A 19,095-nucleotide genomic window follows, 5' to 3' on the forward strand; every position below is an offset into this window, starting at 1 on the left:
CGCAACGCAGGGCCCCTTTTCGTTCACCAGCGAGCCCGGTATTGTCGCCGACCTCGCCGGCAATGTTTGCCGACCTCTCAAGGAGCGGTTGTCCCATGGCCCCGACGATTTTGGAGATGCGCGACATCACCAAGACGTTCCCCGGCGTGAAGGCGCTGTCGAACGTCAACCTCAGCGTCGAGGAAGGCGAGATTCATGCCGTGGTCGGCGAGAACGGCGCCGGCAAGTCGACGCTGATGAAGGTGCTGTCGGGCGTCTATCCCTCAGGAACCTATGACGGCCAGATCATCTTTAACGGCGGGGAATGCCAGTTCAAAGGCATCCATGACAGCGAGCGCAAGGGCATCGTCATCATCCACCAGGAACTTGCGCTGGTGCCGATGCTGTCGATCGCCGAAAACATCTTCCTCGGCAACGAGCACGCCAGATACGGCATCATCGACTGGAATTCCAACGAGGCGCGCACCAGCGCCCTGTTGAAGAAGGTGGGCCTCAACGAGGACCCCAAGACGCTGATCACCAATATCGGCGTCGGCAAGCAGCAGCTGGTCGAGATCGCCAAGGCGTTGAGCAAGGAAGTCAAGCTCCTGATCCTGGACGAGCCGACGGCGTCGCTCAGCGAAAAGGACAGCCAGGCGCTGCTCGACCTTCTGCTCGAATTCAAGCGGCAGGGCATGACCTCGATCCTGATCTCGCACAAGCTCAACGAGGTGAACCGGGTCGCAGACAAGGTGACGGTGATCCGTGACGGGCGCACCATCGAGACGCTGGCCAAGAAGGACATCTCTGAAGACCGCATCATCACTTCGATGGTCGGCCGCTCACTCGACGACCGCTATCCGCCGCGCGAGCCTGACATCGGCGAGGTCGTGTTCGAAGTGAAGAACTGGTCGGTCTATCACCCGATCCATGCCGAGCGGCAGGTGATCAAGGGCATCGACATCAACGTGCGCAAGGGCGAAGTGGTGGGCATTGCCGGGCTGATGGGCGCTGGCCGCACCGAATTCGCCATGAGCCTGTTCGGCCGCTCCTACGGCCGCCGCATCTCCGGCGAGGTGCTGCTCAAGGGCAAGCCGGTCGACGTTTCCTCGGTGAGCAAGGCGGTCCAACACGGTATCGCCTACGTCACAGAGGACCGCAAGACCTACGGTCTCAACCTCATCGACCATATCAAGCACAACATCACGCTGGCCAATCTTGGCGGCGTCTCGCGCCACAGCGTGATCGACGACATGCGCGAGCTCGCCGTTGCCAACGACTATCGCAAGAAGACCAATATCCGCGCTTCCAGCGTCTATCAGATGACCGGCAATCTCTCCGGCGGCAACCAGCAGAAAGTGGTGTTGTCGAAATGGCTGTTCGCCGACCCGGACGTGCTGATCCTCGACGAGCCGACGCGCGGCATCGATGTCGGCGCCAAGTACGAAATCTATACGATCATCGCCCGTCTCGCGGCTGAGGGTAAGGCGATCGTCGTCATCTCGTCGGAAATGCCGGAATTGCTTGGCATCACCGACCGCATCTACGTCATGAACGAAGGGCGCATCGTGGGCGAAATGCCCGCCGCGGAAGCAAGCCAGGAAAAAATAATGCGCGCCATCGTTCGTGGAGAAGGAAAAGCAGCATGAGCACCGAAAGCGCCCCCGCCCCGCAGGGCAACGTCGCCGAAGAGCAGCGCCCACGCATCGCCGTCTCGGCGCTGACGACGAACCTGCGCGAATACGGCCTGATCCTGGCGCTGATCGCCATCATGGTGCTCTTCCAGTTCACCACGAACGGAACGCTGTTCAAGCCGGTGAATCTTAGCAACCTGGTGCAGCAGAACTCGTTCATCATCGTGATGGCGCTGGGCATGCTGCTGGTGATCGTCTCCGGCCATATCGATCTAAGCGTTGGCTCGGTCGCTGGCTTCATCGGCGCGCTGGCGGCGATGATGATGGTCATCTGGCCGCTCGGTCCGTTCAGCAATCCGCTGGTGGTGTCGATCATCTGCCTGATCGTGGGCGGCGCGATCGGTGCGGCGCAAGGCTATTGGATCGCCTATCACCGAATACCGAGCTTCATCGTCACGCTGGCCGGCATGCTGATCTTCCGCGGCATCTGCCAGGCCCTGCTGGGCGGCGGATCCTCGGTGGGGCCGCTACCCGATGGCTTCAAGGCGCTCAGCTCCGGCTTCATCCCGGATGTCATCGGCCCGCTGACGCTGATCCCGCCGACGGTGAACGCGGCCGGCAAGACCATCATGGGCAGCGGCCTGACGCTGCACATGACGACGATCGTGCTGGGCCTGATCGCTGTGCTGGCCTACGCCTATTTCGGGGTGAGGACGCGCCGCAAGCGCGAACGCCATGGCTATGAGGCCGAGCCCTTTGCCCTGTTCGTCGTCAAGACGCTGGTCGGCAGCGCGCTGGCGCTGTTCCTGGTCTACCAGTTCGCCAGCTACAGGGGCCTACCGGTGGTGCTGCTCGTCATGGGCGTGCTGATCTCGCTGTTCGTCTTCGTCACCAAGCGCATGACCATCGGCCGCCGTATCTATGCCATGGGCGGCAATTCCAAGGCCGCGCAGCTGTCAGGCATCAACACCGAGCGGCTGACGCTGATGGTGTTCATCAATATGGGCGTGCTGTCGGCGCTCGGCGGCCTGATCATCGCGGCGCGACTGGGACAGGCGGTGCCGGCCGCGGGCCTCGGCAGCGAGCTCGACGTCATCGCCGCCGTCTTCATCGGCGGCGCCTCGGCGATGGGCGGCGTCGGTCAGGTCATCGGCGCGGTGGTCGGCGGCTTCATCATGGGCGTGATGAACAACGGCATGTCGATCATGGGCGTCAATGTCGACTGGCAGCAGGTGGTCAAAGGCCTGGTGCTGCTCGGTGCCGTGATCTTCGACGTCTACAACAAGAACAAGGCTTGAACGGGCTTAAGAGCAATTCCAGGAAAATGTGAAACGGTTTTCCGCCTGGAATTGCGCCAAGACAATGAGTTAGAGCGGTTCGCCGTTTCCGTGAAACGGTGAACTGCTCTAGGCGAGGCAAGCAGGAGGCATACGATCGCGGCGCTGCCGGCAACCCGCCGGTAACAGAAGTCCCTGAGGGACCAGGCCCGCGAGCGCAATCCGAACTGAGAATTTAAACCGTGGCATGGACGAGGTCCCGGCCGCGCTGAGTAAGGTCTGCCGTTTTGGCAGTCCTGCCAAGGCAAATGAGAGAGGATTCATCATGCTGATCTCCCAGATCCTCGACGACGCCGAGACCATCCGCGTCGTCGCCCGCAATGGCGGCAAGACCCGGATCATCAATGGCGCCCGCAGCGTCTATTCGCTGGCGATGGAGGCCGCCCGCACCGGCGTCGGCCTCGTCGCGCTGATCGAACGCAAGGGGCTTGGCGAGACGGTCGATCTCGAGGCCGCTTACAAGAAGGGGCGGCTGCTGTCGCCGATCAATCACCCTGATCCGGCGCATCTGCACCTGACCGGCACCGGGCTGACGCATCTCGGCTCCGCCGCGACGCGCGATTCCATGCACAAGAAGCTGAGCGCCGACGGCGAGGAGCAGCTCACCGATTCCATGAAGATGTTTCGCATGGGGCTGGAGGGCGGCAAGCCGGCGAATGGCCAGATCGGCGTGCAGCCGGAATGGTTCTACAAAGGCAACGGCACGATGGCGGTGGCGCCAGGTGCCGCACTTCTGTCACCGGCCTTTGCCAAGGACGCCGGCGAAGAGCCCGAGGTGGCCGGCATCTATGTCATCGGCGACGACGGCGCACCTTTCCGCGTCGGCTTCACGCTGTCGAACGAGTTTTCCGACCACGTCACCGAGCGCGTGAACTATCTGTTCCTCGCCCATTCCAAGCTGCGCAACGCCTCGTTCGGTCCGGAAATCCTGATCGGCGACCTGCCGCCCGATATCCGCGGCACCTCGCGCATCGTGCGCGACAGCGAGGTGCTGTGGGAAAAGCCGTTCCTGTCCGGCGAAGCGAACATGTCGCACACCATCGCCAATCTCGAACATCACCATTTCAAATACGCGGCCTTCCGCCAGCCGGGCGACGTGCATGTGCATATGTTCGGCACGGCCACGCTCTCTTTCGCCGACGGCATCAGGACCGAGGCCGGCGATGTGTTCGAGATCGAGGCCGGGGACTTCGGCCTGCCGCTGCGCAATCCGCTGGAGATCGAAAAGCCGGTGAAGGTGGCTGTGAAGGCGCTGTAGAAAGGGTAATCTCCCCCCTTGAGGGGGAGATGTCGCCGAAGGCGACAGAGGGGGTCGTCGCGCGTGGAGTGCCGACGTCTTCTGCGGCACCAAACGACGTTGGCGCTCTACGCACTGCGACCCCCTCTGGCCTGCCGGCCATCTCCCCCTCAAGGGGGGAGATTGCAGCGCCCAGCCTCAATAAATATCGAAGTCGAAATACTTGGCCTGGATCTTCTTGTAGGTGCCGTCGGCAACGATCGCATCGATGGCCGCGTTGAGCTTGTCGCGCAGGGCCGTGTCTTCCAGGCGCACGGCAATGCCGGCCTGCGTTTCGGTGCCCTTGACGTCGCCGACCAGCTTGCAGCAGCCGTCGCTTGCCTTCTTCAGCCAGTCCATCAGGACGAACTTGTCCGAGATCACAGCGTCGAGACGACCGTTGGTCAGGTCGGTGATCGCCTCTTCCTGGGTCGGATAGAGCTTTGCCTCCGCGCCTGCCTTGCCATACTCATTCTGGGCGTAGTCGGCCTGCGTGGTCGAAGCCTGGGCGCCGACCGTCTTGCCGGCCAGTGCCGGTGGTTCGGTCGAGGTGAGATCGCTGTCCTTCGGCGCCACCAAAGCGAGCGGTGTCGTATAATATTTGTTGGTGAAGGCGACCTGCTTCTTGCGCTCCTCGGTGATGCTCATCGAGGCGATGATGGCGTCGAATTTCTTCGCCTGCAAAGCGGGAATGATGCCGTCCCAGTCCTGGGTGACGATCTCGCACTCGACCTTCATCTGCGCGCATAGTGCATTGGCGATGTCGATGTCGAAGCCTTCGACCTTGCCGTCAGCCGTAATGGTGTTGAACGGCGGATAGGCGCCCTCCGTGCCGATCTTGATTTTCTCCTGCGCCTGCGAAAGCGAGCCGGCCGCCACCACCAGCATGGCAGCGCCTGCTGCCGATATGATCCATTTCGAAATCTGCATTTTCTTGGTTCCCCTTGAACGCCGGCATCTTGACGACCAGCAAGGCAGCCAAGCATGGCGAGCCAGCGCAGGCAAGTATTTTGCCTGACGGCGGCGCTCAGCGCGCGGCGCGGAAATGCTTGGACAGCTTCAGGCCCTGCGCCTGGTAGTTGGAGCCGAGATCGGTGCCGTAGAGGGCCTGCGGCCGCTTCAGCATGTGTTCGTAGACCAGCCGGCCGACGATCTGGCCATGGTCGAGAATGAACGGCACTTCGTGGCTGCGCACTTCCAGCACCGCCCGGCTGCCGGTGCCGCCGGACGCGGAATGGCCAAAGCCCGGATCGAAGAAGCCGGCATAGTGGACGCGGAACTCTCCGACCAGCGGATCGAAGGGCGTCATCTCGGCGGCGTAGAGCGGCGGCACGTGCACCGCCTCCTGGCTGACGAGGATGTAGAACTCGTCGGGATCGAGCACCAGTTCGCCGGCGCCGCTCTTGTGGATCGGCTCCCAGAAGTCGACGACTTCCTGCGCGGCGCGCTTGTCGACATCGACGAGGCCGGTGTGATGCTTGCCGCGGTAGCCGACCAGGCCGTTTTGGTCGCCGTTGAGGTCAATCGACAGCGCGATGCCGCCGCCGGAAATGTTCGGCGGCTCGGTAGCGACCAGCATCTCGGCGCGATGCAGGGCGTGCAGCTCGGCTTCCGAGAGCAGCGCATTGCCGGTGCGGAAGCGGATCTGCGACAGGCGCGAGCCGGTGCGCACGACGATCGGGAAGGTACGCGGGCTGACTTCCAGATAGAGCGGGCCATGATAGCCGGCAGCGATCTTGTCGAACTCGTGGCCGCGATCGGTCATGACGCGGGTGAAGATGTCGAGCCGCCCGGTCGAGCTCTTCGGATTGGCCGAGGCCGAAATGTCCGCCGGCAGCGCCAGGCTTTCAAGCAAGGGCACGATGTAGACGCAGCCGGTCTCGAGCACCGCGCCCTCGGCAAGATTGATCTCGTGCAGCTGCAGCCGGTCGAGCTTTTCCGAGACCTTGTGGTCGGGGCCGGGCAGGAAGGAGGCCCGCACCCGCCAGGCCTTGTCGCCGAGCCTGAGATCGAGGCTGGCCGGCTGGATCTGGTCGGCGTCGAGCGCACGCGCCGACTTCAGCGCGCCGGACTGGAACAGCGCCGATATGTCCTGATCGGGAAGAATGCCTGTCTGCCGCAAGGCTCCACTCCTAGGTCAGACGTTTTTCTTGTCGCAGGTTCTGGTCGCAAAACCGTGGAACACTTTTGCGGAACCTGCTTGGTACAAACCTCTTAATGAAGCCGGCAATTGACGCAAGCGTGGCGCGGGTCTAAAGGGTCGTTATCCCGTGGTGATTTGGCCGGTCGGCTTGCAGCCACGTTAAACAAGTCGCTAAAGGACCGTCGGGCCGCAAGGCCGTATGGACCGGTTGCGACTTTCGCGGCCGGTTTTTTTGTGTCTGGAAGAAAAGCGATGAGCACCAAGAAGCACAACTGGAAGCCTCAGACGGCACTCGTGCACAGCGGAACGCTGCGTTCCGGTTTCGGCGAAACGTCGGAAGCGATCTACCTCACCCAGGGCTATGTCTACGAAACGGCGCAGGCCGCCGAAGCCCGTTTCAAGGGTGAGGAACCGGGCTTCATCTATTCGCGCTACGCCAATCCGACCGTCGACATGTTCGAAAAACGCATGTGCGCCCTGGAAGGCGCCGAAGACGCGCGCGCCACCGCGTCGGGCATGGCGGCGGTGACGGCCGCCCTTCTGTGCAGCGCCAAGGCCGGCGACCATATCGTGGCGGCACGTGCGCTGTTCGGCTCCTGCCGCTGGGTGGTCGAGACGCTGGCGCCGAGATACGGCATCGAGGCGACGCTGGTCGACGGCACCGACATCGCCAACTGGGAAAAGGCGGTCAAGCCGAACACCAAGCTGTTCTTCCTGGAAAGCCCGACCAATCCGACGCTGGAAGTGGTCGATATCGCCGCTGTCGCTTCGCTTGCCAATTCGATCGGCGCAAGGCTGATCGTCGACAATGTCTTCGCCACGCCCCTGCAGCAGAAGCCCTTGCAGCTCGGCGCCCATATCGTCGTCTATTCGGCGACCAAGCACATAGACGGCCAGGGGCGCTGTCTCGGCGGCGTGATCCTGTCGGACAAGAAGTGGATCGACGAGAACCTGCACGACTATTTCCGCCATACCGGCCCAAGCCTTTCGCCGTTCAACGCCTGGACGTTGCTGAAGGGCCTGGAGACGCTGCCGCTGCGTGTGCGCCAGCAGACGGAAAGTGCCGGCCGGATCGCGGATTTCCTGGCCGACCGGCCGGAGATCGCCCGCGTCATCTATCCCGGGCGCGCCGACCATCCGCAGGCCGATATCGTCAAGAAGCAGATGGCGGGCGGCTCGACGCTGATCTGCCTCGACGTCAAGGGCGGCAAGCAGGCGGCCTTCGCCTTGCAGAACGCGCTCGACATCGTCTTGATCTCCAACAATCTCGGCGACGCCAAGAGCCTGATCACCCACCCGGCGACGACGACGCACAAGAATTTGAGCGATGAGGCGCGCGCCGAGCTCGGCATCGGGCCGGGCACGCTCAGACTTTCGGTTGGGCTGGAGGACACCGACGATCTGCTCGAGGACATCGCGCAGGCGCTGAAGGCCAGGTAGCGCGCGCGAGCGTCGTCACAGGATTACAGGCCGACCGCCTTGCGCAGCACTTCGTTCATGCGGGTCTGCCAGCCATCGCCAGCGGCCTTGAAGCGGTCGAGAACGTCGGCGTCGAGGCGTAGCTGTACGGCACGTTTGGGCCGGGCAAGCGGCGGCCGGCCAACCTTGCGGCGCGAAACGGCATCGGTTGGCTGCGCATCCGGATCGGCTTCGGCCGCAGCGGTGATCTTGGCATCTTCTTCGTCGGTCATCGCGGCAAGCGCCTTTTTGGCCAACGCCAAAGCGTCAGCACGTGACAGCTGGGGCGCAGCAGCCTCACGGCGTACGATCGTCTTAGAGGTTTTCGACATAGTCCGTAATTTCCTGCCTTGTGGCCTTGCGCAGCGAAATAACGCGGATGGCGTATCGTCGCTCGACATAAACCATCACATGGACGCCAGTTCCGATCAGACCGATGGCAACGAGGCGGTCCTCGCCAAAGTCCTCGCTGTCGTCGAGCCTGATAGCGGCGTTGGCGAAGTCGAAGGATGGTGCGATCGCAAAATCCACGCCATGCTTGGCCCTGTTCGTCCTGGCCTTGTTTTCATCCCACTCGAACTGCATCGCCGCCGGTGCGTTCCCATAAATTATGTATACACAAAAATAGAGCCTAACGCAACATTTCCGTATATACGATAATTATTCCAGCGGTCAAACCTAGCTGACGCCTTCAGGCGCCGGACGGCGTCTCTTCCAGCTCGGCCGTCTTGGTGCCGATGGTCATCGCATTGCCGCGCCAGTCGACGGCGCCGCCGAGCCAGCCGCGTCCCCACATCGCCGGCAGGATCAGGTCGCGCGCCATGATCGCGGCGACCATGCGTGGCGACAGGTACCAGCCCTTGGACCAGGCCAGGGCGCACTCCGGAAGGTAGAAGGCCGCCAGTACGGCAATGGCGGTTGCCCAGAGGCTGAAACCGGCACTGGCTGCGGCAATCAGCGCAAGCACCAGCGGCACCAAGGCGCCGGTCAGGATTTCGGGTGCGAAGAACAGCGGGAAAGTGACGCGGCGCAGGCGCGCCCAACGGGCCTGACGCGACCAGATCTCGTCAAACGAGCGCCGGCCAAGCGGCTGCTCGAAGGGGGCGGCGACGAGATTGACGCGCAAGCCGAGGCTGTTCACCAGCTTGGTCGCGGCGGCGTCCTCGGCTATCTCGGCGGCCAGCGCGCGGATGCCGCCATTGGCGTCGAGCATCGGCTTGTTCCAGAGCATGCTCTTGCCCTGGGCAAAGCCAAGGCCGAGCGCCTCGCCGGCATATTGCCAGCGCGCCTGCAGCGTGTTGAGGAAAGCGCATTCGACCTCGGCCCAGAAGCCGGCAGGCCGGGAGCCGATCGGCGTCGAGCAGACAAGGCCGGTGCCGGACCGCCAGGCAGCCATCAGGTGCTGGACGTAGTCTCTCGGCATCAGCACGTTGGAATCGGCCAGGACGACCCAGTCGTGCCGCGCCGCTTCCCAGCCCTTGACGCAATTGTTGAGTTTCGGATTGGCGCTGATGCGGTCGTCGCCGATAAGCAGCCGGGCTGGCACTTTCGGAAACCGGACGATCGTCCTGTTTATCAATTTGACCACCGGATCGTCGGCATGGGTAACGCAGAAAATCAACTCGTAGCGCGGCCAATCGAGCGAGAAGGCGCGTTCCAGCGTCTCCTGCGTGAACGGCTCGACGCCGCGCGACGGCACGACGATCGACACCGGCCGCGGCTTGGCGGCCGGCGGCCCAATGGTGTGGCGCCGTTTCAGACGCGAAGCGGCGAGCACGATGCTGGCGAGATTCGAGAGGATGAGGACAGTTGAAAGCGTGGCGGCTATGAGAGTGAGTTCCATCGAAATCCGGTCACTCCAGGAAAACCGGTCCGCAAGATGGCCGGTTTCAACAGTTCAGCAGAGCGCCCGAGTCGCGCATCACCAGTCCGCGCACACCATCATTGTCATATGTCACTTAAATGACATTCTTTGTCGGCACCTGCCCGCGAGGTCGGCCAGAGGAGGCTTCGGTCGGTTGACCTAACCGCACAGAGCGCCGAAGTTCCGCTGGAACCGTTTTTTGGAGCCGCTTATGTATAGCGCCGTCACGCGCAACATCGAAGTGCAGGTCAGGCCATTCTATCTGGAGGACCGTTCGGATCCCTCGGAGAACCGCTATGTCTGGGGCTATCAGATAACGATCGACAATCAGTCGGACGACTTCGTGCAGCTTCTGTCGCGCTATTGGCATATCACCGACGGCACTGGCCGGGTCGAGGAAGTGCGCGGCCCCGGCGTCGTCGGCGACCAGCCCGAACTCAATCCCGGCGACAGCTACCAATACACGTCCGGTTGCCCGCTCTCGACACCATCCGGCATCATGCTCGGGCACTACACGATGCGCAACCAGCGGGGCGAGACGTTCGACATCGCCATTCCGGCGTTTTCGCTGGACCTGCCGGGGACGCGGCGGACGGTGAATTGATTTCGCCTCACCGGCCGCTCCGCGGCCGGTGAGGCGTGGTTTTCTCTCTACTGAGCCGCGAATTCCGCCGGGTCGAAGTCATATTGCTTCGAGCAGAATTCGCAGGCGACGTGGATGCCGCCGTCCTCTGTACTGTCCTTGATCTCCTGCGCGGAAAAACCCTCGAGGATGCCGCGGATCTTGTCCCTGGAGCACGAGCACTGGTCGGCGACCGGGACGCCGCCGAAGACGCGCACGCCATGCTCGTGGAACAGCCTGTAGAGCAGCCGCTCGGCGCCGATCGTCGGGTCGATCAGTTCGGTCGGCTCGATCGTGCCGAGCAGCGCCAGCAACTCCTGCCAGGAATTGTCGACCGGGTCGTGGATCTCCTCGCGCGGATCGCCATCGCCACCCGGCAGGTCCGGGACGCGCATGCGCTCCGGCGACTGCGGCAGGAACTGCGCCAGGATACCACCGGCGCGCCACTGCTCGCGGGCACCGCCAGGACCGGGCGTCAAAAGCTTGGCCACCGACAGCCTGAGATCGGTCGGGATCTGTTCCGACTGGCGAAAATAGGTGCGTGCCGCATCTTCCAGCGTCTCGCCGTCGAGTTGGACGATGCCCTGGTAGCGCTGCGTGTGAGCGCCCTGGTCGATGGTCAGCGCCAGCACGCCGCTGCCAAGCAGCGTCTGCTGGGAAGTTTCGCCGGCCGCGACAAGGGCTTCCAGCCGGTCGGCGTCAAAACGCGCATAGGCGCGCAGCGCCGAGGGCGTGGAAAAATCCGCGACCAGCATGTCGACAGGCCCGTCGGTGCGGGTCTGCAGGATGAACTTGCCCTCGAACTTCAGCGAGGTGCCGAGCAGCACGGTCAGCACACAGGCCTCCGCCAGCAGGCGGGCGACCGGCTCGGGATAATCGTGGCGGCCGAGGATGGCGTCGAGCATCGGCCCGAGTTGGACGGTGCGGCCCCGCACATCGAGCGGGCCGACCTCGAACGGCACGACATGATCGTCGCCGGCATAGCCAAATTCGCCGAGTTTGGGGTGATGTTCAGTCACTTGATAGGTTTCCAACATGACAAAGCTCCAGGGCGCGGCCATGCCGCCCTCCGGGGCGCATGCGTCGAAACGCGCTTGATTTGCGTGATGCGGCGCAAATAGGCATCACACCCCCGCAGATCAAGCTCCCTGGGATCAAGTGCCGAGACACTTCAAGCGCCGAGACACCAGGCAAGCACGGCCTTCTGGGCATGGAGCCGGTTCTCGGCCTCGTCGAAGACCACCGAATGCGGCCCGTCGATGACCTCGTCCGTCACTTCCTCGCCACGATGCGCCGGCAGGCAATGCATGAACAGCGCGTCCGGCTTGGCCTTGGCCATCAGCTTGGCGTTGACCTGATAGGGCGAGAACACGTTGTGGCCGCGGGCGCGGTGCTCCTGACCCATCGAGACCCAACAATCCGTGACGATGCAGTCAGCCTGATCGACGGCTTCCTCGGGCGAGCGGGTGAAGTGCAGCTTGCCGCCATGTGCCCGCGACCAGTCGATATGCTTCTGCGCCGGTTCGCTGCCCTCGGGCACGGCGACGTTGACGTTGAAGCGGAACCGGGCCGAGGCCTCAAGCAAGGAATGCAGCACATTGTTGCCGTCGCCGGTCCAGGCGATGGTCTTGCCGGCGACCGGACCGCGATGTTCCTCGAAGGTCATGATATCGGCCATCAGCTGGCAGGGATGGGTGTCGTCGGTCAATCCGTTGATCACCGGCACGGTGGCGTTCTCGGTCAATTCCAGCAGGCGCTCATGCGAGGTGGTGCGGATCATGATCGCATCGACATAGCGCGACAGCACCTTGGCCGTGTCGGCAATTGTCTCGGAGCGGCCGAGCTGCATCTCGGTGCCGGTCAGCATGATGGTCTCGCCGCCGAGCTGCCGCATGCCGACGTCGAAGGAGACGCGCGTGCGCGTCGACGGCTTGTCGAAGATCATCGCCAGCACCTTGCCTTCGAGCGGTTTGGTGCGCTCGCCGGCCTTGAGGCGCGCCTTTCGCACCACCGCATCGTCCAGCATCAAGCGCAGATCGCCTTCGGAAACGGTGGAAAGATCGGTGAAATGGCGAACTGACATCTGCAATGGTTCCGGGATTACTTCGCCGCGGCGGAAGCGATCGCCTCCGCCAGGCCCTTGGCGCCGGCGCGGATGCGGTTGAGCGCCTCATGGATCTCGGCGTCGGTGACGGTGAGCGGCGGCAACAGGCGAATGACGTTGTCGCCGGCCGGAACCGCCAGCAGGTGCTGGTCGCGCAAGGCCATGTTCACCTTGGTGTTGGGCATGGCGCATTTGAGGCCGAGCATCAGCCCGGCACCCCTGATGTCCTCGATGGTTTCGGGAAATTCGTCGGCGACCGACGCCAGCCCCTGCTTCATCAGCAGCGCCTTGCGTTGGACATCTTCGAGGAAACCGTCTTCCAGCACGACATCGAGCACGGCGTTGCCGACCGCCATGGCAAGCGGGTTGCCGCCGAAAGTGGTGCCGTGCACGCCAGCGGTCATGCCGACAGCTGCTTCATCCGTGGCAAGGCAGGCGCCCATCGGGAAGCCGCCGCCAATACCCTTGGCGATCGCCATGATGTCTGGCGTAACACCTGACCATTCATGCGCGAACAGCTTGCCGGTACGGCCGATGCCGCACTGGACCTCGTCGTAGATCAACAGCAGGCCGTGCTGTTCGCACAATTGCCTGAGCCGCTTCAGCGACTGCGTCGGCACCGGGCGGATACCGCCCTCGCCCTGCACCGGCTCGATCAGGATCGCGGCCGTCTCCGGCGTGATCGCCTTTTCGGCGGCGTCGATATCGTCGAAGCCAACCTGATCGAAACCTTCGACCTTGGGGCCGAAGCCTTCGAGATATTTGTACTGGCCGCCAGCCGCGATGGTCGCCAGCGTGCGGCCATGGAAGGCGCCCTCAAAGGTGATGACGCGGAAGCGCTCGGGATTTCCTTTGACGAAATGGTAGCGCCGCGCCGTCTTGATCGCGCATTCCAGCGCCTCGGCGCCGGAATTGGTGAAGAACACCTTGTCGGCGAAGGTGGCGTCGGCCAGCCGCTCGCCAAGACGGCTCTGCCCCGGAATCTCATAGAGGTTGGAAACATGCCAGAGCTTGGCGGCCTGCTCGGTGAGTGCGGCGACCAGATGCGGATGGCTGTGGCCCAGCGAATTGACGGCGATGCCGCCGGCGAAATCGAGATATCGCTCGCCCTTGTCGGTAACCAGCCAGGTGCCTTCCCCGTGGTCGAAGGCCAGGGGTGCGCGAGCAAAGGTCTCGTAAAGCGCCGAACCGCTCATTATATGCGTCTCCGGTACCGGAAAATCAAAAAAGCCGCCAAAGCGGCGGCCTGTGCGGCTTATCCCGTTTTTCGGCCATGAAGTCAACGAAAACGTCGCGTAGTGGCGCGCGGCAAGCCCTCCGACGGGACGCCGGCTCATCAGCGACCGGGCAAGTTGGGGAAAACCGAAAAAACCGATTCGTGTTGCACTTGGGACTCTTGTCACCGAGTCAGCGCATAGAGTAGTTGTAGTTGAGAAATAACTAGATTTCGTGCGGCGGACCTAATCACCAGATATATGTGGTGTCTGCCCCGGCAAATGTTGCCGGGTCGGGAGAAGGATTCCGATTGCCGCACGCTTAGAGGAGCGCGGTCTCATGAACTGGACTGACGAGCGGGTAGAACTCTTGAGAAAACTGTGGTCGGAGGGTCTGAGCGCAAGCCAGATTGCTGCGCAGCTTGGAGGGGTCAGCCGCAACGCGGTCATCGGGAAGGTGCATCGGCTGAAACTGTCGGGCCGCGGACGCTCGACCGCCACACCGGCACGCCAGAAGAAGGCAGCGCAAGGATCGACCGTCCAGAAATCGGTATCACGCGCTGCAACCACGGCACGCCATGTCACGACATCGATCGGCGCGACCGCCTTGCAGACGCAGTTCGACGCCGAACCCGTGGCACGCCATTACATCCGCCCGGTTGAGAATGTCGTGCTGCCGATCTCGCGGCATCTGCAGCTGGTCGAGCTGACCGAGCGAACCTGCAAATGGCCGAACGGTGACCCGCTTTCAGAGGACTTCCATTTCTGCGGCAACGAAGCCGCCGAAACCGGACCCTACTGCAAATATCACGCCCGCGTGGCGTTCCAGCCGGCATCGGAGCGGCGGCGGAGTCGCTGAGCGAATAGCGAATAGCGAATAGCGAATAGCGAATAGCGAATAGCGAATAGCGAATAGCGAATAGCGAATAGCGAATAGAAACGGCTTGCCTTCCGTCACAGGAAGCAAGCCGTTTTTGTGTTCGCTATTCGCTACTCCCTATTCGCTCTCTTCTCACAGCCAACCGTTCTTCCTGAACCGCCAGTAGAGAAACGTGCAGATGAGCGCGATAGCGCCCAGCACCACCGGATAGCCGTATTCCATCTTCAGTTCCGGCATACTGTCGAAGTTCATGCCGTAGATGCCGGCGAGCGCCGTCGGCACCGCCAGGATGGCGGCCCATGAGGCGAGTTTCTTGGTGTTCGCCGTTTCCTGACTCTGGCCGACCAGGAGGCTGGCCTCGAAAGCGAACGCCAGCACTTCGCGCAGGCTGTCGATCTTCTCCTGGACGGTGCGGATGTGGTCGGTCACGTCGCGGAACAGCGGGTGCATGGCGGTATGTATCTGCGGCAGCTCGGCGCTGGTCAGCCGTCGGCAGACTTCGACCAGCGGAAGCGCGGCATTGCGCAGGCGCAGGAGATCGCGGCGCAGCATATAGAGCCGTTCGATGTCGGGAGCGGTCATCGGCTTCAGCAGAACCTTGTCCTCGATCGCTTCGACTTCGTCCTCGATCTGCTCGAGCACCGGCATGTAATTGTCGACGATGAAATCGAGAATGGCGTAAAGGACGAAATCCTCGCCCTTGGCCAGCGAATGCGGGCAGCTTTCCCAGTGCTGACGAACGGCGGCATAGGACGTCGAGGGACCGTGCCTGACGCTGACGATGTAGCCTGAGCCGACGAACAAATGGGTCTCGCCGAAAGTGACCCGACCGTCGATCAACTGCGCCGTGCGGGCGACGATGAACAAGGCGTCGCCATATTGCTCGATCTTCGGCCGCTGGTGCGGGTGCTCGGCATCCTCGATCGCCAACTCATGCAGGTGAAACTGCGCCTGGACGCGCAGCAACAGGTTACGGTCGGGCTCCAAAAGGCCGATCCAGACGACATGACCGGATTTCTTTGCCCATTCGCCGGCTTCCTCGATGGGAATGTCGGCGATGCGGCGCCCCGCCGTGTAGACGCCGCAAGCGATAATGCCGGATATCGGCCCAGGCGCCGGGGTCAGGTTCCGAGCATTTTCCATCACGACCTCCCGGAGCAAATCCACGGGCGAGGATAGAGGCAAAGCCCGGAAAGCTTAGCGTAAATCGGGTGACGGTTCGAGAGGCGCGTTCACTTCACCGGCTGCGTCTCGGAAAGACTGATTTTGTCGGTCTTGTCACCCTTGGGCCGCTCAGCCGGCAACTGATCGCCGGTGACGATGTAATAGATGGTCTCGGCGATGTTGGTGGCGTGATCACCGATACGCTCGATGTTCTTGGCACAAAACAGCAGATGCGTGCAGGGCGTGATGTTGCGCGGATCTTCCATCATGTAGGTCAGCAATTCGCGAAACAGCGATGTGTACATGGCGTCGATCTGGTCGTCACGATCGCGCACGAAGCCGATTTTCTCCACCGCGCGAGACGCGTAGACGTCGAGCACTTCCTTCAACTGGGTCAACGCCAGGGTGGACAGAGCCTCGAGGCCGCGGAACAGGCTGGTCGGCTGGCGTCCATCGGTGACGGCGACCACCCGCTTGGCAACGTTCTTGGCGAGATCGCCAACCCGCTCGAGGTCGGCGGAGATGCGAATGGTCCCGACGATCTCGCGCAAATCCGCCGCCATCGGCTGACGCTTGGCAATGATGATGATGGCCTTGTCGTCGATTTCGCGCTGGCCCTCGTCCAGTACGGTATCGTCGCGGATGACCTTCTGGGCAAGGCCTGGGTCGGCATTGACGAGAGCGGTAACCGCCTGCTCGACCATGCGCTCGGCATGGCCTCCCATCGCGGCGATGCGCTTCGACAGATATTTCAACTCCTCGTCATAAGCGCTGACGATGTGCACGGACTGCATGGCAAAATGCCTTCCCACGGGGTGTTTTGATTTTGAGTCGTTTCCTCGAATCCCCGCTGATACGCTAGCCGGATGACAGAAAAAAGAAACAGTCCCTTTGAATTAGGGCGATATCAGTGAGTCGGCAAATGAACCGAGAATGCCGCGCCGTTGCCGACTTCGGACTTGATCGAAAGCCGGGCGTTGTGGCGCGTCAGTATATGCTTGACGATCGACAGGCCGAGGCCGGTACCCTTCTGGGTCCGGCTGGTCTCGACGTCGACGCGGTAGAAGCGCTCGGTAATGCGCGGAATGTGCTCCTCGGGAATGCCAGGGCCAAAGTCCCTGATCGTCACGTCGATGCCTGGCTCTGATCCGGCATCGCTATGGGCTATGGATACAACCACCCGCCCACCCGACTGCCCGTATTTGCAGGCGTTTTCCAGAAGGTTCTCGAAAACCTGGAAAAGCTCATCGCGATCGCCAGGCACATGAAGCGGCCCATCGGCGTAGTGCCGCTCGATGGCGACGGCGTTTTCGCTGGCCAGCGGTCCGAGCGAGTCGATGACGCTGTCGACTGTCTGCCGCAGATCCACCTCGGTTCCCGGCTTCAGATAGGGTTTCATCTCGAGCCGCGACAGCGACAACAAATCGTCGATCAGACGCGCCATGCGACCGGTCTGGCTCTGCATGATCTGCAGAAACTGGTCGCGCGCCGCCGCGTCGTTGCGGGCTGGCCCGCGCAGCGTTTCGATAAAGCCGGCGATTGAGGCGAGCGGCGTGCGCAGTTCATGGCTGGCATTGGCAATGAAATCGGCGCGCATGCGGTCGATCCGGCGTGCTTCGCTCTGGTCCTTGAAGACCAGCACATAGAGATCGGTGGCGTGACCGACCGAGGACACACTCACCCGGTAGGCCCGTTCGACCGGCAGCTTCTCCATGTAGTCGACGACATCGGAGGCGATATCGCCCGACAGTACGCCGTCCAGCAGGGTCTGCATCTCCGGCGCCCGGAATTTCAGCGACAGCGACATGCCTGGCGCGATGCCGCCGAAGGCGGCGAAGGCGGCGGCGTTGGCATGGACGATGGTGGCGGTCCGGTCGAAGATGATCAGCGGATCGGCGACGGCGGCGGCCAGATATTCACCCGAGAGCCGCTGCAGGCCGATGGCCTCGATGGCAGCGCCGCTGCCGGTGGATTGGCGCGCGCCGGCGGTCGGCAGTATTGCCGCTGCAAGCAGCAACAGCAGCGCCGCGGGGACGACATAGGCTGAAATCCCGGCCAAGGCATAAACAGCGAGAACCGCAACGACGCCGGCCGCAAGCAGCCAGCGGCTATTCCACAGCCGTGCGGCCATGGTTTGCGTCATGCCTCTCTGCTCTGTGTCCAGGTCAGCCATTCGCTCGTGGACCTGCCCCCCATGTCTTCGCACCCGGTCGCACGGTGGCGGAAAACTTCCACTAGACCGCTTGCCGCATGACCCCGAAAATCGGGATCGATTTTCGGAAAGGATCATGCGCAAATTAAAAGTGCTACAGCGTCCTTTGCGCATCCAAACGGACGCGCGACGCTATAGTGGCTCCCCATAGCATGAGTCCGGAAGCTGGAAAGGGTTCGTCTTGATGAAAAAAGCCAAAGAAAGTCCCGCCGCGCCAACTGCGGGGCCGCTGAAGATCAGGATCGGCGGCAAGGAGAGGGAGTTCGACATCGAAAATCCCGTGCTTCCCGACTGGGTCGAGGACAACAAGCTGACCGCTGGCGGCTATCCCTACGACAAGAAGATGAAAAGCGACGAGTATGACGAGATGCTCGAGAAGCTGCAGATCGAGCTGGTCAAGGCGCAAGCCTGGCTGCAGTCGACCGGCAAACGGGTGATGGCGCTGTTCGAGGGTCGCGATGCTGCAGGCAAGGGCGGCACTATCTTCGTGGTGCGCCAGTACCTCAATCCGCGCACGGCACGCAACGTGGCGCTGACCAAGCCGACCCCGACCGAGCTTGGGCAATGGTACTACCAGCGCTATGTCGACCACTTCCCCACTTCAGGCGAATTCGTCACCTTCGACCGTTCCTGGTACAACCGCGCCGGTGTCGAGCCGGTGATGGGTTTCTGCACCCCGCAGCAGCACGAGCAGTTTCTTGAGGAGACGCCGCATTTCGAGCGGATGATCTCCAACGAGGGCATCCACTTCTTCAAATTCTGGCTGAACATCGGCCGGGAAACGCAGCTCGAGCGCTTCCATGACCGTCGCTACAGCCCGCTGAAGAGCTGGAAGTTTTCGCCCATCGACGTTGCAGGCATCACCAAGTGGGACGACTACACCAAGGTGCGCGACACCATGTTCGAGCGCACCCACAAGGAATTCGCGCCGTGGATCATCGTACGGGCCAATGACAAGCGGCGCGCGCGGCTGGCGATCATGCGGCGCATCCTGTCGTCTCTGCCCTATGAGGGGCGCGATCTCGAAATCATCGGCAAGGAAGACAAGAAGATCATCGGCGAAGGGCCGTCATTCCTCGGCAAGCAGGATTGACGCTTCCGCGCCCCCCGGGCCTTGGCCCCCCGGGGCGTTGGATTGGGGTTTACGCACGCCCCCCGCCCCGCGCTGGGTTTGAAAAGCCCCCCCCGGGGGGGGGGGCGGCCCGCCC

At 62.6% G+C, this 19,095-nt stretch carries 18 protein-coding genes and 1 riboswitch; of the genes, 7 read left to right on the plus strand and 11 right to left on the minus strand.

Going from position 1 to position 19,095, the window contains the following annotated elements; genetic code table 11:
• Positions 1-95 precede the first annotated feature (95 nt).
• The 3 genes from mmsA to araD1 all read left to right on the plus strand — a co-directional run bounded on the left by mmsA (position 96) and on the right by araD1 (position 4,208).
• Positions 96-1,628, plus strand: coding sequence for a multiple monosaccharide ABC transporter ATP-binding protein (gene mmsA, locus NKJ67_RS15540; RefSeq protein WP_352581861.1), 1,533 nt, complete (start codon positions 96-98; stop codon positions 1,626-1,628).
• Positions 1,625-2,911, plus strand: a complete 1,287-nt coding sequence (gene mmsB / locus NKJ67_RS15545; protein ID WP_352581862.1) for a multiple monosaccharide ABC transporter permease — start codon at positions 1,625-1,627, stop codon at positions 2,909-2,911. Before mmsA ends, mmsB begins: the two co-directional genes overlap by 4 nt.
• Before the next feature lie 304 nt (positions 2,912-3,215).
• The gene (gene araD1, locus NKJ67_RS15550) at positions 3,216-4,208 is read left to right on the plus strand and encodes an AraD1 family protein (protein ID WP_127266707.1); all 993 of its coding nucleotides are present in this window, start codon (positions 3,216-3,218) and stop codon (positions 4,206-4,208) included.
• Positions 4,209-4,385: 177 nt separating this feature from the next.
• Here the strand turns inward: araD1 and NKJ67_RS15555 are convergent, their stop codons facing one another.
• Together NKJ67_RS15555 and NKJ67_RS15560 are read right to left on the minus strand one after the other, a co-directional pair.
• Positions 4,386-5,156: an ABC transporter substrate-binding protein gene (locus tag NKJ67_RS15555; protein ID WP_292336177.1), complete on the minus strand. Its 771-nt coding sequence runs from the start codon at positions 5,154-5,156 to the stop codon at positions 4,386-4,388.
• Between the two features lie 97 nt (positions 5,157-5,253).
• Positions 5,254-6,348 carry a 2'-deoxycytidine 5'-triphosphate deaminase gene (locus tag NKJ67_RS15560; RefSeq protein WP_352581863.1) on the minus strand — a complete coding sequence of 365 codons (1,095 nt, stop codon included), beginning with the start codon at positions 6,346-6,348 and terminating at the stop codon, positions 5,254-5,256.
• 138 nt (positions 6,349-6,486) lie between these two features.
• A riboswitch (SAM riboswitch) is annotated at positions 6,487-6,564 on the plus strand.
• 57 nt (positions 6,565-6,621) lie between these two features.
• On the opposite strand from NKJ67_RS15560, the gene NKJ67_RS15565 reads away from it, so the two are divergent.
• On the plus strand, positions 6,622-7,809 hold the full coding sequence (locus NKJ67_RS15565; protein ID WP_352581864.1) for an O-succinylhomoserine sulfhydrylase: 1,188 nt from the start codon (positions 6,622-6,624) through the stop codon (positions 7,807-7,809).
• 23 nt (positions 7,810-7,832) lie between these two features.
• Here the strand turns inward: NKJ67_RS15565 and NKJ67_RS15570 are convergent, their stop codons facing one another.
• The 3 genes from NKJ67_RS15570 to NKJ67_RS15580 form a co-directional block, all read right to left on the minus strand.
• Complete coding sequence (locus NKJ67_RS15570; RefSeq protein WP_127272043.1) at positions 7,833-8,060, minus strand: BrnA antitoxin family protein; 228 nt, start codon at positions 8,058-8,060, stop codon at positions 7,833-7,835.
• Positions 8,061-8,142: 82 nt separating this feature from the next.
• Positions 8,143-8,412: a BrnT family toxin gene (locus tag NKJ67_RS15575; protein ID WP_127399269.1), complete on the minus strand. Its 270-nt coding sequence runs from the start codon at positions 8,410-8,412 to the stop codon at positions 8,143-8,145.
• A 106-nt stretch (positions 8,413-8,518) separates the two neighbouring features.
• A complete protein-coding gene (locus NKJ67_RS15580) occupies positions 8,519-9,670 on the minus strand; it encodes a ceramide glucosyltransferase (protein ID WP_352581865.1) in 1,152 nt (383 codons plus the stop codon).
• A gap of 232 nt (positions 9,671-9,902) precedes the next feature.
• Here NKJ67_RS15580 and apaG point away from each other — a divergent pair, with 232 nt between their 5' ends.
• Positions 9,903-10,295 (plus strand): Co2+/Mg2+ efflux facilitator ApaG/CorD, encoded by a 393-nt coding sequence (gene apaG, locus NKJ67_RS15585; RefSeq protein ID WP_352581866.1) that lies wholly within the window; start codon positions 9,903-9,905, stop codon positions 10,293-10,295.
• A 47-nt stretch (positions 10,296-10,342) separates the two neighbouring features.
• Here the strand turns inward: apaG and NKJ67_RS15590 are convergent, their stop codons facing one another.
• From NKJ67_RS15590 to NKJ67_RS15600, 3 genes are all read right to left on the minus strand, one after another.
• Positions 10,343-11,374: an Hsp33 family molecular chaperone gene (locus NKJ67_RS15590; protein WP_256745964.1), complete on the minus strand. Its 1,032-nt coding sequence runs from the start codon at positions 11,372-11,374 to the stop codon at positions 10,343-10,345.
• A gap of 110 nt (positions 11,375-11,484) precedes the next feature.
• Positions 11,485-12,396, minus strand: coding sequence for an ornithine carbamoyltransferase (gene argF / locus NKJ67_RS15595; protein ID WP_256745963.1), 912 nt, complete (start codon positions 12,394-12,396; stop codon positions 11,485-11,487).
• A 17-nt stretch (positions 12,397-12,413) separates the two neighbouring features.
• Positions 12,414-13,613 carry an aspartate aminotransferase family protein gene (locus NKJ67_RS15600; RefSeq protein WP_352581867.1) on the minus strand — a complete coding sequence of 400 codons (1,200 nt, stop codon included), beginning with the start codon at positions 13,611-13,613 and terminating at the stop codon, positions 12,414-12,416.
• A 358-nt stretch (positions 13,614-13,971) separates the two neighbouring features.
• Here NKJ67_RS15600 and NKJ67_RS15605 point away from each other — a divergent pair, with 358 nt between their 5' ends.
• Entirely contained in the window at positions 13,972-14,490 is a 519-nt protein-coding gene (locus NKJ67_RS15605) for a GcrA family cell cycle regulator (protein WP_127267146.1), read from the plus strand.
• Positions 14,491-14,643: 153 nt separating this feature from the next.
• Here the strand turns inward: NKJ67_RS15605 and NKJ67_RS15610 are convergent, their stop codons facing one another.
• From NKJ67_RS15610 to NKJ67_RS15620, 3 genes are all read right to left on the minus strand, one after another.
• Entirely contained in the window at positions 14,644-15,654 is a 1,011-nt protein-coding gene (locus NKJ67_RS15610) for a magnesium and cobalt transport protein CorA (RefSeq protein ID WP_127327671.1), read from the minus strand.
• Between the two features lie 89 nt (positions 15,655-15,743).
• The gene (phoU, locus tag NKJ67_RS15615) at positions 15,744-16,469 is read right to left on the minus strand and encodes a phosphate signaling complex protein PhoU (RefSeq protein WP_127319336.1); all 726 of its coding nucleotides are present in this window, start codon (positions 16,467-16,469) and stop codon (positions 15,744-15,746) included.
• 113 nt (positions 16,470-16,582) lie between these two features.
• Entirely contained in the window at positions 16,583-17,848 is a 1,266-nt protein-coding gene (locus NKJ67_RS15620; protein ID WP_127267148.1) for an ATP-binding protein, read from the minus strand.
• Positions 17,849-18,071: 223 nt separating this feature from the next.
• Here NKJ67_RS15620 and ppk2 point away from each other — a divergent pair, with 223 nt between their 5' ends.
• Entirely contained in the window at positions 18,072-18,980 is a 909-nt protein-coding gene (gene ppk2 / locus NKJ67_RS15625; protein WP_127267149.1) for a polyphosphate kinase 2, read from the plus strand.
• The last annotated feature ends 115 nt before the right edge of the window (positions 18,981-19,095 follow it).

The organism is Mesorhizobium sp. M0088, from assembly GCF_040322895.1.
Lineage (GTDB): Bacteria > Pseudomonadota > Alphaproteobacteria > Rhizobiales > Rhizobiaceae > Mesorhizobium.